Source organism: Streptomyces sp. ICC1 (assembly GCF_003287935.1).
In the GTDB taxonomy this organism is placed as follows: Bacteria; Actinomycetota; Actinomycetes; order Streptomycetales; family Streptomycetaceae; genus Streptomyces; species Streptomyces tritrimontium.
This window is the reverse complement of the sequence record NZ_CP030287.1, coordinates 7,934,991-7,948,404: the sequence shown is the minus strand read 5'-3', so window position 1 is coordinate 7,948,404 and position 13,414 is coordinate 7,934,991. Positions and strand designations below refer to the sequence as shown.

9 protein-coding genes and 2 pseudogenes are annotated in these 13,414 nt (G+C 70.4%); 8 read left to right on the top strand and 3 right to left on the bottom strand.

Annotated elements, in window-relative coordinates:
* Nucleotides 1–188 precede the first annotated feature (188 nt).
* The 6 genes and pseudogenes from gap (at nucleotide 189) to DRB96_RS37155 (ending at nucleotide 7,954) form a co-directional block, all read left to right on the top strand.
* Entirely contained in the window at nucleotides 189–1,199 is a 1,011-nt protein-coding gene (gene gap, locus DRB96_RS37180) for a type I glyceraldehyde-3-phosphate dehydrogenase (protein WP_112452374.1), read from the top strand.
* Nucleotides 1,200–1,349: 150 nt separating this feature from the next.
* Complete coding sequence (locus tag DRB96_RS37175; protein WP_204357913.1) at nucleotides 1,350–2,264, top strand: pyridoxamine 5'-phosphate oxidase family protein; 915 nt, start codon at nucleotides 1,350–1,352, stop codon at nucleotides 2,262–2,264.
* A gap of 60 nt (nucleotides 2,265–2,324) precedes the next feature.
* Nucleotides 2,325–3,383 (top strand): annotated as a pseudogene (locus DRB96_RS37170) (vitamin B12 dependent-methionine synthase activation domain-containing protein); the annotation flags it as partial.
* Between the two features lie 121 nt (nucleotides 3,384–3,504).
* Complete coding sequence (locus tag DRB96_RS37165; protein ID WP_112452373.1) at nucleotides 3,505–4,206, top strand: HAD family phosphatase; 702 nt, start codon at nucleotides 3,505–3,507, stop codon at nucleotides 4,204–4,206.
* A 482-nt stretch (nucleotides 4,207–4,688) separates the two neighbouring features.
* On the top strand, nucleotides 4,689–6,293 hold the full coding sequence (locus DRB96_RS37160; RefSeq protein WP_112452372.1) for an ABC transporter substrate-binding protein: 1,605 nt from the start codon (nucleotides 4,689–4,691) through the stop codon (nucleotides 6,291–6,293).
* Between the two features lie 83 nt (nucleotides 6,294–6,376).
* Nucleotides 6,377–7,954: an ABC transporter substrate-binding protein gene (locus tag DRB96_RS37155; RefSeq protein WP_239516455.1), complete on the top strand. Its 1,578-nt coding sequence runs from the start codon at nucleotides 6,377–6,379 to the stop codon at nucleotides 7,952–7,954.
* 80 nt (nucleotides 7,955–8,034) lie between these two features.
* On the opposite strand, the gene DRB96_RS37150 is transcribed toward DRB96_RS37155, so the two are convergent.
* The 3 genes and pseudogenes from DRB96_RS37150 to DRB96_RS37140 form a co-directional block, all read right to left on the bottom strand.
* Nucleotides 8,035–8,709: a response regulator transcription factor gene (locus DRB96_RS37150; protein WP_112452370.1), complete on the bottom strand. Its 675-nt coding sequence runs from the start codon at nucleotides 8,707–8,709 to the stop codon at nucleotides 8,035–8,037.
* Between the two features lie 88 nt (nucleotides 8,710–8,797).
* Nucleotides 8,798–9,382 (bottom strand): annotated as a pseudogene (locus tag DRB96_RS37145) (PD-(D/E)XK nuclease family protein); the annotation flags it as partial.
* A 114-nt stretch (nucleotides 9,383–9,496) separates the two neighbouring features.
* The gene (locus DRB96_RS37140; RefSeq protein ID WP_239516547.1) at nucleotides 9,497–11,296 is read right to left on the bottom strand and encodes an AMP-dependent synthetase/ligase; all 1,800 of its coding nucleotides are present in this window, start codon (nucleotides 11,294–11,296) and stop codon (nucleotides 9,497–9,499) included.
* A 119-nt stretch (nucleotides 11,297–11,415) separates the two neighbouring features.
* Between DRB96_RS37140 and DRB96_RS37135 the strand changes: the two genes are divergently transcribed.
* Nucleotides 11,416–12,432, top strand: coding sequence for an AraC family transcriptional regulator (locus tag DRB96_RS37135; protein WP_112452369.1), 1,017 nt, complete (start codon nucleotides 11,416–11,418; stop codon nucleotides 12,430–12,432).
* Nucleotides 12,433–12,586: 154 nt separating this feature from the next.
* A complete protein-coding gene (locus DRB96_RS37130) occupies nucleotides 12,587–13,150 on the top strand; it encodes a hypothetical protein (protein ID WP_112452368.1) in 564 nt (187 codons plus the stop codon).
* Nucleotides 13,151–13,414 lie beyond the last annotated feature (264 nt).

Below are 13,414 nucleotides of genomic sequence, written 5' to 3'. Positions count from 1 at the left end.
TACTCGTATGCCATCAGAAGTTCCAATGCCTGCGGCCCCACCTCGGCTTTCATGCGCAAACAGGCGATGAGCAGGCGCATTTAGGCAACCACGTCAACAGGTCACGCGGTACAGTTGACGATTAGGACTGGCCGGACAACGCGGCTTTACGTGCGGTCATGGATGTAGTTTCCGAAGAGGGGTATCACGTGACGATCAAGGTCGGCATCAACGGATTCGGCCGCATCGGCCGGAGCTTCTTCCGCGCCGCCCTTCAGCGGGGCACCGGCCTGGAGGTGGTCGCCGTCAACGACCTCACCGACGCCGCGACGCTGGCCCATCTGCTCAAGTACGACAGCACCCTCGGGCGACTGGGCCACGACGTCCGCGCCGTGGAGGGCAACCTCGTCATAGACGGGCGCACCATACGCGTGACCGCCGAGCGCGACCCCGCCAAGCTGCCGTGGGGCGAGCTGGAGGTGGACGTCGTCATCGAGTCCACCGGCGTCTTCACCGACGCGCACAAGGCCCGCGCCCACCTGGAGGCCGGCGCCCGCAAGGTCATCATCAGCGCGCCCTCGAAGAACGAGGACCTGACGATCGCCTTCGGCATCAACGACAACCTCTACGACCCGGCCGTGCACGACATCGTCTCCAACGCCTCGTGCACGACCAACTGCCTGGCCCCGCTGGCCAAGGTCCTCGACGACGCGCTCGGCATCGAGCACGGCCTGATGACCACGGTCCACGCCTACACCGCGGACCAGAACCTCCAGGACGGTCCGCACACCGACCTGCGCCGCGCCCGCTCGGCGGCGACCAACACCGTGCCGACCACCACCGGCGCCGCCAAGGCGATCGGCCTGGTCCTCCCCCAGCTGAAGGGCAAGCTCGACGGGTACGCGCTGCGCGTGCCGATCCCGACGGGCTCCGCCACCGACCTCACCGTCCGCGTCGCGCGCGCGACGACCGTCGAGGAGGTCAACGAGATCTTCGCGAAGGCCGCCGAGGGCGCTCTCGCGGGCATCCTCACCTACACCGACGAGCCGATCGTCTCCAGCGACATCGTCACCGACCCCGCGTCCTGCATCTTCGACTCGGGCCTGACCAAGGTCATCGGCGACGGCCGCCAGGTCAAGATCGTCGGCTGGTACGACAACGAGTGGGGCTTCTCCAACCGTGTCGTGGACACCGCCCTGCTGATCGGCGCCCGTTCCTGAACGCGTCGCCGTTCCCGAACGCGTCGCCGTTCCCGAACGCGTCGCCGTTCCCGAACGCGTCGCCGTTCCCGAACGCGTCGCCGTACGCGTCGCCGTTCCCGAGCGGGTGTCCGTTCCCGATGCGGCGCCCGTGCCCGACCGGAGGTTTCCGTGGTGATCAAGACCACCCATCACGAGGGTGAGCAGGCCGTTCAGAAGCAGGCCGGCGAAGGCGGGCCCGGCTGGGGCTCGCCCATGTTCGACGATGTGATCCAGCCCGGATTCGACCAGTACCTGATGCGCCAGCGGATGCTCTTCCTGGGCGGCGCCGACGCGACGGGGGCCATGTGGTCCTCGCTGGTCACGGGCGATCCCGGGTTCGCCCTGCCCACGGGCCGGCACACGATCACGCTGTCGTCCGTGCCCGTGCCGGGCGACCCGCTCGCCAGTGCCTTCGAGGAGACGGCCGACATCGGCCTGCTCGCCCTCGAACCGCACACGACGAGCCGGATCAGGATCAACGGCGTGGCGCGGCGCGAAGGGGATCTGCTGCACATCCGCACCGAGCAGGTGCTGGGCAACTGCCCCAAGTACCTGCAGGTGCGGGTTCCGGTCGCGGACGGGCCCGCCGGGTCCCGGGAGATCCGCAGCGGCGAGGGACTCACCCCGGAGCAGGAGAAGTGGATCCGCGGCGCGGACACCTTCTTCATCGCCAGCCAGGCGGACGGCTACGGCGCGGACTCCTCGCACCGGGGCGGCGACCCCGGTTTCGTCTCGGTGGCGGGACCGCGCAAGCTCGTCTGGCCGGACTACTTCGGCAACTCCTTCTACATGACCCTGGGGAACCTTCAGCTCAATGAGAGCTGCGGGCTGCTGTTCCTCGACTGGGAGTCCGGCAACACCCTCCAGCTGACGGGGAAGGCCCGGATCAACTGGGCCGAGGGGGACCGGGCCGCCGTGCCCGGCGCCCTGCGGATGTGCGAGTTCGACATCGAGCGTGTGGTGCAGATCGACGGGGCGACCCGGCTGCGCTGGGCGTTCGGCGGTCCCTCGCCCTACAACCCGCCGGCGGCGGCGCGGGGCTGACCCCCCAGCTCCTCCGCCGCCTCTTATACACATCTGACCCCGCCGACGACCCTCCTCGGTTACCCCGTCATCCTCGGCGGCGCCGCCCTGACCCGCGCCTACGTCGAACAAGACCTCCACGAAATCTACGAAGGCGAAGTCCGCTACGCCCGCGACGCCTTCGAAGGCCTGCGCCTCATGGACGCCCTGATCGCCGTGAAGCGCGGAGTTCCGGGCGCCAGCCTGCCCGAGCTCAAGCAGCGCCGCGTCGCCAAGCGGGACACGCCCGTCCCCGTCGAGGAGGCGGAGGAGCCCGGCGGCCGTTCCGACACCTCCACCGACAACCCGATCCCCGCCCCGCCGTTCTGGGGCACCCGTGTCGTCAAGGGCATCCCGCTCAAGGACTACGCCTCCTGGCTGGACGAAGGCGCCCTGTTCAAGGGCCAGTGGGGCCTCAAGCAGGCCCGCGCCGGCGGAGCCACGTACGAGGAACTGGTCGAGTCGGAGGGCCGGCCCCGCCTGCGCGGCCTCCTGGACAAGCTGCACACCGAGAACCTGCTCGAAGCGGCCGTGGTCTACGGGTACTTCCCCTGCGTCTCCAAGGGCGAGGACCTGATCATCCTCGACGAGGCCGGCAACGAGCGGACCCGTTTCACCTTCCCGCGCCAGCGCCGCGGCCGCCGCCTCTGCCTGGCCGACTTCTTCCGGCCCGAGGAGTCCGGCGAGATCGACGTCGTCGGCCTCCAGGTCGTCACCGTCGGCTCGAAGATCGGCGAGGCCACGGCCAAGCTCTTCGCGTCCGACTCCTACCGCGACTACCTCGAGCTGCACGGACTGTCCGTCCAGCTCGCGGAGGCCATGGCCGAGTACTGGCACGCCCGCGTCCGCGCCGAGCTCGGCTTCGGCGGCGAGGACCCGGCACAGGTCCAGGACATGTTCGACCTGAAGTACCGCGGCGCCCGCTTCTCCCTCGGCTACGGCGCCTGCCCCGACCTCGAAGACCGCGCCAAGATCGCCGACCTCCTCCAGCCCGAGCGGATCGGCGTCCACCTCTCCGAGGAGTTCCAGCTCCACCCGGAGCAGTCCACCGACGCGATCGTCATCCACCACCCCCAGGCGAAGTATTTCAACGCACGCTGAGGCGGACCGGCGTACACTAGTCGGTCCCATACAGGCCGGTCACCTGTCACCCCCGGGCACGCCCCGAGGGCTGAGGTGACCGGCCTCGTCGTCCCCCGAGGACCTTCAGAGAGGTGCGCGCATGACGAGCACAGTTCCCGCCCCCGTCGCCCGTACGGCCGACGGACATGCCCTGCAGGCGGTGCTGCTCGACATGGACGGCACCCTCGTGGACACCGAGGGCTTCTGGTGGGAGATCGAGGTCGACGTCTTCGGCGAGCTCGGCCACCGCCTCGACGAGGCCTGGCGCGACATCGTCGTCGGCGGCCCCATGACCCGCAGCGCCGGCTTCCTCATCGCATCCACCGGCGCCGACATCAGCATCGCCGAGCTCACCGTCCTGCTCAACGAGCGCTTCGAAGCCCGCATCGCCGACCGCGTGCCCCTCATGCCCGGCGCCGAGCGGCTGCTGAGCGAGCTGGCCCGGCACAACGTGCCCACCGCCCTCGTCTCCGCCTCCCACCGGCGCGTCATCGACCGGGTCCTGCTCACCCTCGGCCGCGACCGCTTCACCATGACCGTCGCCGGCGACGAGGTCCCGCGCACCAAGCCGCACCCCGACCCCTACCTCCTCGCCGCCCGCACCCTCGGCGCCCACCCCTCGCGCTGCGCGGTCATCGAGGACACCGCCACCGGTGTGGCAGCCGCCGAGGCCGCCGGCTGCCGGGTCGTCGCCATCCCCTCCGTCGGCCTGATCGCACCCGGGCCCGGCCGCACCATCGTGCGCTCCCTCGAAGACGTGGACCTGACCTTCCTGCGCTCCCTCATCACACCGATGAACTGACCGCGCACGCTGCGTACGGGACGATCCGCCCCCGGGACCGAGGTCCCGCGGGCGGATCTTTCGCCTAATTCCCCGGAGGCCGAAATTCCATCCCTCCCGGGGGAGTTGTCCCGGGTGACCTTTGTCACCCACAAGTCCCCCTTCGCACCACTCCGCGCCCTCCCCGGCCATCCCTTGTGTCCCCATTGATCAGCACCTGACCGAATCTGCGAACGCCCCCGCGCACACCCCCGGTACGCTCCCGCAACGGTGCGATAACGCCCCCGCTCCGGCCGGTTCAAGCCACCCCTCCGCAGGCCACTAATGTCGATCCGGGCACTGCGCCGCACCTCAGCCGTCCCGGAAACACACCCCCTGTTGCCGGAACGGCGTGGACCGATCGTCACATCACCGGCCCGATCGTTCCGCCCAGAACGGGCGACCGTCGCGATGCCCTCCACGCCAGCTTTGAACAAGTGCCGGGTCGAGGGAGTACTTCCAGCATGAACCGCAAGACCATGGTGCTGACGGCAGCCGCCGGCCTGCTCACCCCCGCGCTGACCGCCTGCGGCAGCACCAGCGGAGGCGGCGCGGGATCCGGGGCGATCGTCGTCGGAACCACCGACCGGTTCGAGGCCGCCGACTACGCCCCCGCCCCGCTCGACCCCGCCTACGCGTACGACGCCGGCACCTGGAACATCCTGCGCCAGACCGTCCAGACGCTGATGCACACCCCGCGCGGCGGCGGCCAGCCCGTCCCCGAAGCGGCCTCCGACTGCCGCTTCACCGACACCGGCAACCAGAGCTACCGCTGCACCCTGCGCCCCGGCCTCAAGTTCGCCGACGGAGACCCGCTCACCGCCCAGGACGTCAAGTTCTCCATCGAGCGCGTCATCGCCATCAAGGACGAGAACGGCCCCTCCTCGCTCCTGTCGACCGTCGACACCGTCGAGGCCAAGAGCGCCGACACCGTCGTCTTCCACCTGAAGACCTCCGACGCGACCTTCCCGTACAAGCTCTCCACCCCCGCCGCCGGCATCGTCAGCGCCAAGAAGTACGACGCCAAGAAGCTCCGCCAGGGCTTCGCCGTCGACGGCTCGGGCCCCTACACGGTGAAGACCGAAGTCAAGGACAACCACCTCGTCCGCGCCGTCTTCAGCAAGAACCCGAACTACCGCGGTGATCTGAAGCCGCAGAACGACAAGGCCGAGCTGCGCGCCTTCGAGGACTCCGACGCCATGGTCAAGGCCCTGGAGGACGGCAGCGTCCACATGGTCTCCCGCACCCTGTCGCCCGCCCAGATCACCGAGTTCTCCGCCAAGCCCCCCAAGGGCATCAAGCTCGTCCCGATGCCCGGCCTGGAGATCCGCTACCTCGGCTTCAACACCGACGCACCCACCGTCAAGGACAAGGCCGTACGCCAGGCCCTCGCGGCCGCCGTCGACCGGGGCGCCCTCATCAACAAGGTGTACGGGAAGTCCGCGCAGCCCCTCTACTCGCTGGTCCCCACCACCGTGACCGGCCACGTCAACTCCTTCTTCAACAAGTACGGCGAAGCCAACACCGCCAAGGCCGCCGACCTGCTGAAGGCCGCCGGGATCAAGACCCCGGTCAAGCTCACCCTCAACTACACCAACGACCACTACGGCGACGGCACCGCGGCCGAGTTCGAAGCCCTCAAGGCCCAGCTGAACTCCACCCAGCTCTTCGACGTCACCGTCCAGGGCGCCGACTGGTCCGAATTCCGCCCCGCGCAGAAGAAGGGCGACTACGCCGCCTACGGGCTCGGCTGGTTCCCCGACTACCCCGACGCCGACAACTTCCTCGCCCCGTTCCTGGAGCAGGACAACTTCCTGGGCACGCCGTACGCCAACACCGCGGTGCGCACCAAGCTCATCCCCGAATCGAGGCGCGCCGTCGACCGTGGCGTCGCCGTTCCCGCGATCACGGAGATGCAGGACATCGTCGCCGAGGACGTACCCGTCCTGCCCCTGTGGCAGGGCAAGCAGTACGTCGCCGCACGCGACGGGATCACCGGAGTGGAGTGGTCGGTCAACGCCATCTCCGACCTCCAGCTGTGGGAACTCGGCCGCGGCGTCAGCGGCTGAGCGGCACCAAACGGCCCGCACACACCGCGGGCCGGACCAGACCATTCAGATCAGCCAGTGAAACTGAGAAGGACGTTCGCGTGATGAGACGTAACCAGTGGTTGGCGGCCCCTCTCGGCGCGGCCACCGCCGCCGCACTGCTCAGCGGCTGCGGTGCGACGGATGGCTCGAACGCCGGCAGCGGCAAGGGCGTCGTCATGGGCATATCCGACAAGGTGAAGGCCACCGACCCCGCCTCGGGCTACGACCCCGGCTCCTGGCTGCTCTTCAACAACGTCTTCCAGTCGCTGCTGAGCTTCCCCAAGGGCGGCACCACGCCCGAACCCGACGCCGCGCAGGCCTGCGGGTTCAAGGGCAACGACAGCAAGGTGTACGAGTGCACCCTGCGCGGCGGCCTGAAGTTCAGCAACGGCAACAGCCTCACCGCCAAGGACGTCAAGTACTCCTTCGAGCGCACGCTGAAGATCAACGACGAGAACGGCCCCGCCGTCATGCTCGCGTCGATCGGCTCCATCGAGACCCCCGACGACAAGACCGTCGTCTTCAACCTCAAGAACTCCGACGCCACCTTCCCGAGCAAGATCGCGTCGGGCGCCGGCTCCATCGTCGACCACACCGAATACCCCGCGGACAAACTCCGCGGGGACGGCAAGGCCACCGGATCCGGCGTCTACAAACTGGACTCGATCAACGACAAGAGCGCGAGCTTCTCCGTCAACGGCTCCTACAGCGGCAAGGCCAAGCCGAAGAACAGCGGCGTCACCATGAAGTTCTTCAACGAGGACCAGGCCGCCCTCAAGAAGGTCCTCGAAAGCGGCGACGTCGACTTCGCCTTCCGCGGCCTCGCCGCCAAGGACATCGCCGGCCTCGCCTCCCAGAACGGCGACCAGAAGGTCGAGGTCGTCCAGGGCGCCGGCGCCGAAGTCGAACACCTCGTCTTCAACGTCAACGACCCGGTCGCCGGAAAGCTCCCCGTCCGCAAGGCCATCGCCTACCTCGTCGACCGCGAAGCCCTCGTCAAGCAGGTCTACGACGGCACGGCCACCCCGCTCTACTCCATCGTCCCGGCCGGCATCGCCTCGCACACCACCGCCTTCTTCGACCGCTACGGCGGCAGCCCCCAGCCCGAGAAGGCCAAGAACGTCCTGCGCGCCGCCGGCATCAAGGACAAGGTGAAGATCACCCTGTACTCGACGCCCAGCCGCTACGGCCCCTCGACCGACCAGGAATTCCAGCTCATCGCCAAGCAGCTCAACGACAGCGGCCTCTTCGAAGCCGACGTCAAGTCCGTCGAGTTCGAGCAGTACGAGAAGGACATCCAGGACGGCAAGTACGGCGTCTACGTCAAGGGCTGGGTCCCCGACTACCCCGACGCCGACAACTTCACGCAGCCGTTCTTCGGCCCGGACAACGTCCTGCACAACAACTACGACAACAAGGAGATCATCGGGACCATCATCCCGGCGACCTCCGCCAAGTCCGACCGCGCCGCCACCGCCAACGACTACGCCCGCCTCCAGGACATCGTCTCCGACGAGGTCCCGCTCCTCCCGCTCTGGCAGAGCAAGCAGTACGCCGTCACCCGCCAGAACGTGACCGGCCTGCAGTGGTCCCTCGACGCCTCGACCGTCTTCCGCTTCTGGGAGATCAGCAAGGGCTGAACCGGCCGCCACGGCAACGGGCCCGCCTCCGCGCGACGCGGAAGCGGGCCCGTCCCCGTACAACGGCGGCCGCGGCCGCCCTACTGGCCGGCGCCCGGCCGCACCAGACCGCTCTCGTACGCGTACACCGCCGCCTGCACCCGGTCGCGCAGGCCCAGCTTCGTCAGCACGTGCCCCACATGCGTCTTGACCGTCGTCTCGCTCACGAACAGGTCCGCCGCGATCTCCGCGTTCGACAACCCCCGCGCCACCAGCTTGAGCACCTCGACCTCGCGCTCGGTCAACGTACCGATCATGTCCGGCATGCTGTCCTCGCCCGACGGCAGATGACCCGCGTACTTGTCCAGCAGTCGGCGCGTGATGCTCGGCGCGAGCATCGCCTCACCACCCGCCACCACCCGGATCGCCTGCACCAGCTCCTGCGCCGGAGCGTCCTTCAGCAGGAAGCCGCTCGCACCCGCCCGCAGCGCCTCCACCACGTACTCGTCCAGATCGAACGTGGTCAGCACCAGCACCTTCGCCGGCCCGTCCCGGCCCGGCCCGGTGATCTGCCGGGTCGCCTCCACCCCGTCCATCCGCGGCATCCGGATGTCCATCAGCACCACATCGGGCTGCAGCGCCCGCACCTGGTCCAGCGCCTGCAGCCCGTCCCCGGCCTCGCCGACCACCGCCAGGTCCTGTTCGGCCTCCAGGATCATCCGGAAACCGGTGCGCAGCAGCGGCTGGTCGTCGACCAGCAGTACGCGGATCGCCACAGGGTCTACCTCGTGTTCGTCGGACGCCATCGGGGGACGCCGCCCATTCTGCCCTGACCCGAAGATCGGAACTCCTCCCCGGCCCCGCCTACGGACCCGAAGGACTCCCCGAAGCACTCCCCGAAGGACCCGACGGATCCTCCACCACGCCCCGCGGCGGGACGGCCAGAGGATAGACCGGGGGAGTGCCGCCGAACTCCGGACACACCGCCTGATGATCACACCAGCCGCACAGCTTCGTCCGCCGCGGCCGCCAGTCACCGCTCTCCGTCGCCTCCCGGATCGCGTCCCACAGAGCCAGCAGCTTGCGCTCCATCCGCTCCAGATCCTCGACCACCGGGTCGTACGTCAACACGTCCCCACTGCCCAGATACACCAGCTGCAGCCGCCGCGGCACCACCTGCTTGAGCCGCCACACCACCAGCGCGTAGAACTTCATCTGGAACAGCGCGCCCTCCGCGTACTCCGGCCGCGGCGCCTTGCCCGTCTTGTAGTCGACGATCCGCACCTCACCCGTCGGCGCCACGTCCACCCGGTCGATGATCCCGCGCAGCCGCAGCCCCGACTCCAGCTCCGTCTCCACGAAGAACTCCCGCTCCACCGGCTCCAGCCGCGTCGGGTCCTCCAACGTGAACCACCGGTCCACCAGCGCCTCGGCCTCCGTCAGCCAGCGCGCCAGCTCCACCCCCTCGCCGCCCCCGCCACCTGTCTCGTACACACATCTGCCGCTGCCGACGATCTAGTACGCCTGAGCCGCGCCCCCGGTCCCCTCCGGCGGGGGCGCGGCTCAGGCGTACAGCTCCTCGATCTCCCCGGCGTAGCGTTCCGCGACCGCCCGGCGGCGGAGCTTCAGGGTCGGGGTGAGGGTGCCCGCGTCCACCGTGAAGTCCTCGGCCAGGATGCGGAAGGCGCGGACGCGGGCCGGGCGGGAGACCGTGGCGTTGGCCGCCTCGACCGCCTCCTCGACGAGGGCCCGTACCGCCGGGTGGTCGCCCGGTGCGGCGGGGTCCAGGGCCACCGACTCGCGCGCCGCCCAGGCGGCGATCTCCTCCGCGTCCAGGGTGATCAGGGCAACCGGGTGGGGGCGGCGGTCGCCGATCATGACCGCGCGGGAGACGTAGCGGGAGCGCTGGACGGCGAACTCCAGCTCGGTGGGGGTGATGTTCTTGCCCGCCGAGGTGATGATCAGCTCCTTCTTGCGGCCGGTGATGGAGAGGTAGCCGTCGGCGTCCAGTTCGCCGAGGTCCCCCGTGTGGAGCCAGCCGTCCCCGTCCAGCGCCTGCGCCGTCGCGGCGTCGTTGGCGTGGTACCCCGGGAAGACCATCGGGCCCCGGGCCAGCACCTCGCCGTCCCGCGCGATGCGGACCTCACAGCCGGCGATCGGGCGGCCCACCGAGCCGTAGCGGACCCCGGCCGGGTGGTTGAGGCTGATGACCCCGCCCGACTCCGTCATCCCGTACCCCTCGAACACCGCGATCCCGCAGGCGCGCAGGAAGTCGAGCGTGGCCGGGGCGATCGGCGCCCCGCCCGTCAGCGCCCACTGCAGCCGGCCCCCGAACGCGCCCCTGACCAGGGAGTACAGGGACTTGTCGGCAGCCTCGTACGCCGCGCGGGACTCGGCCGGCAGCCGGCCCTCCGCGGCCAGCAGCCCGAGGCGGACCGCCTCGCCGAAGCGGTCGGCGCCGCCCTCCTGGGACTCCGCCAGGGACAGGACCACCGAGTGCAGCTTCTCGAACAGCCGGGGTACGGAGGGCAGGTGCGTGGGCCGGGCCTCGGCCAGCTCGCCGATGACGTCCTCGATCCGGCCGCCGAAGTAGCAGAGCTCGCCGCCCTCCAGGAGGGTGGTGAACTGGATCAGCTGGGCCAGCAGGTGGGCGAGCGGCAGGTAGAGGTACGTGGAGTCGCCCGGGCCGCCCTTGATGAGCGGGAGCGTCGCGTCCTGGATCGCGCCCAGGTTTCCGTGGGTGAGGCGACAGCCCTTGGGCAGCCCGGTCGTCCCCGAGGTGTAGACGATCGAGGCGTCGGCCTCCGGGGCCACCGCGGCCGCCCGCGCCAGGAGTTCGGCCTCGGAGGCGGCCCCGGGCAGGGACCGCAGCCCGTCCATCGCCACCACCGCGCGCAGCGCCGGCAGCTCCCCCTTGGCCCGCAGCGCCTCCACCCGCGCCGCCTGCGCCGCGTCGTCGCAGACGACGGCCACCGCCCGCGAGTCCGAGAGCACCCAGGCGAGCTCCTCCTCCCCCGCCGTCGGGTACACGGGCACCAGGACGGCGCCCGCCGCCAGCACCCCGAAGTGCGTGTACGTCCACTCCGGGCGGGTCTCCGCGAGCACCGCGACCCGGTCTCCGGCGGCGACCCCGAGGCCGAGCAGGGCCCGCCCGGACTCCCGTACGCGGATCCGCAGCTGCCCGTACGAGACCGTCGACCAGCCGCCGCCCGCCGCCTTGTGCCGCAGCGCGGTCTCCGCCGCGTACCGCTCGCCCGTCCACTCCGTGAACACCGCCAGCGTGCGCGGCCGCACGTCGCTCGTCGTTCCGTCCATGGTGTCGCTCACCGCATCGCTCACCGCGTCGGTCACCGCGTCGGTCATCGGGCTCGCCTCCCCCTCGGGTCGTACCGATGACGCTAGGCACCGCGAGGGCGCCGGCGGCATGACCGGAAGCGTCACCCCCGCTGACCCCAGCGCTCAATGCGGCTACCGTCAGAGCCATGGGGAGGCGGACGATCACCGTGCACCACGTGCGCGCCGTGCTCGCGGGGGCGCGCGGCAGCGGCATCGACACCGTGCCACTGCTCCAGGAGGCGCAGATCCCGCCGCTGCTGCTGGGCGACGACCGGGCGCGCGTCACCCCCGCGCAGTTCGCGCGGCTGTTCCGGGCGCTGTACCGGAGCACGCAGGACGAGTTCCTGGGCCTTTCCTCCGTGCCCAGCAGGCCGGGGACCTTCGCGATGATGTGCCACGCGGCGCTGGGCTGCCGGGACCTCGGGGCGGCGGTGGAGCGCTCCGCCGCCTTCTACGGGCTGTTCCCGGGCGGGCCGGAGCTGGCGCTCGAAGTCGAGGGCGGGCAGGCGCGGTTCACCGTCCGCAACGACTTCGCGCGGGACGAGGAACGGTTCCTCACGGAGTGCGTGATCGCCATCTGGCACCGGCTGAGCAGCTGGCTGATCGGGCGGCGCATCCCGCTGGCGTACGCGTCCTTCGCGTATCCGCCGCCGCCCCACGAGGCGGAGTACGAGACCCTCTTCGACTGTCCGGTCCGCTTCGGCGAGCAGCGCACGGGCGCGGCCGCGGCCTTCGACGCGCACTGGCTGACCGCGCCGCTGGTCCGGGACGAGGCCGCGCTCGACGCGATGCTGCGCCGGGCCCCCTTCGACCTGCTGTCGCGGCCGGAGTACGGGACCACGGTCGCGGAGCAGGTCCGCCGGACCCTGACGCAGGCGCTGCGCGGCTCGCCGCGGCTGCCGGAGCTCGGGGAGGTGGCGGGCCGCCTCGCGGTCTCGCCGGCGACGCTGCGGCGGCGGCTGCGCGAGGAGGGCACGTCCTTCCAGGAGTTGAAGGACCACGTGCGGCGGGACGCGGCGATCGCGGGGCTGGCGGAGAGCCGCGAGCCCATCGCGGAGCTGGCCGCCCGCCTCGGCTTCTCGGAGGACACCGCCTTCCACCGCGCGTTCCGCCGCTGGACGGGCACGACCCCGGGCGCGTACCGCATCGCGTCGGGCGGTTAGGGCAGACACCAGCAACGTCGGTACGGAGGCGTAGGGTTGGCGCGTGGCCGAGGGTGCTGTTGAAATTTCCGCGGGCGGTGCCGGGTTGGACGGCGCCACCATCGTGACGTCGTCTCGCGTACACGGAACGCCGAGTACATCCCTCCGTGTCTCTGTGAGCCAGATCTACGGAGCCTCCTGGCAGGGCCTGACGGCGAAGAAGCTGGCCTTCTTCCGGCTCGCCCTCCTTGCCGCTGACCACGATGCGCTAGAGGTACACAAGGGACTCGACCACGTCGTTCCCGTCGGCGACAGCGGTGATTTCTGCATCCTGCTGCACCAGGGCAACACCCGCGTAGGCGCACTGCAAGAGTGGCTGTACGGCCTGCCGGACGAGCTTGCCCTGCCGGCCGGGCCTGCCCTGCCGCAGCTGTCCGCCCTGTCGGGGGCCCAGGCCCTGCTCAGCCGTCATGACCGGCTCCAAGCGCACGAGCGCGAGTACATCGCCGCCGCCCTGGAACAGCTGGGCCACCTGCTCGGGCTCCGAGGATGGAGCTCCGCTCACCTGACGTGGACCCCACCCGTGCTGCCGACGCTGCCCTGCGGGGTATTGCGGCGGGCGGCTACGCGCGTGCCGCGGGCACCGGATGCGGATGCGGTGCCCCCAGCCGTGTGCGACAGCCGGACCAGCAACCGGATGTTCGGCGCTCGGCACATGCTGCTGGAGCTCGCTGCCTGACGTGGCGCTCTGGCGGCTCCATCCGCCAGATGCGACAGAAAGTCAGCTCGTGAACAAGATTTTCGCCCTCCTCCGGAGTCTGCTCAAGCCCGCTCCCGGCCGCCCCGCATGGGGAAGGGACGGGAGCAATGGTTCGGCGGTTCCGCCGGCCGATCCGGCCGACCAGACCGACCAGGAGTAGATGCTGCGCCACGGCCGCCGCCCGGGCCCGCGGGTCCGGGGGCGGGTGTGTGAGACTCCCCTCCTGACCAACCAGGGTGGGAG

Excerpts from the sequence above, each read along its gene's own strand:
- DRB96_RS37165 (WP_112452373.1), top strand. The coding sequence starts at position 3,505 with ATGACGAGCACAGTTCCCGCCCCCGTCGCCCGTACGGCCGACGGACAT.
- DRB96_RS37160 (WP_112452372.1), top strand. The coding sequence starts at position 4,689 with ATGAACCGCAAGACCATGGTGCTGACGGCAGCCGCCGGCCTGCTCACC.
- DRB96_RS37155 (WP_239516455.1), top strand. The coding sequence starts at position 6,377 with ATGAGACGTAACCAGTGGTTGGCGGCCCCTCTCGGCGCGGCCACCGCC.
- DRB96_RS37140 (WP_239516547.1), bottom strand. The coding sequence starts at position 11,296 with ATGACCGACGCGGTGACCGACGCGGTGAGCGATGCGGTGAGCGACACC.
- DRB96_RS37135 (WP_112452369.1), top strand. The coding sequence starts at position 11,416 with ATGGGGAGGCGGACGATCACCGTGCACCACGTGCGCGCCGTGCTCGCG.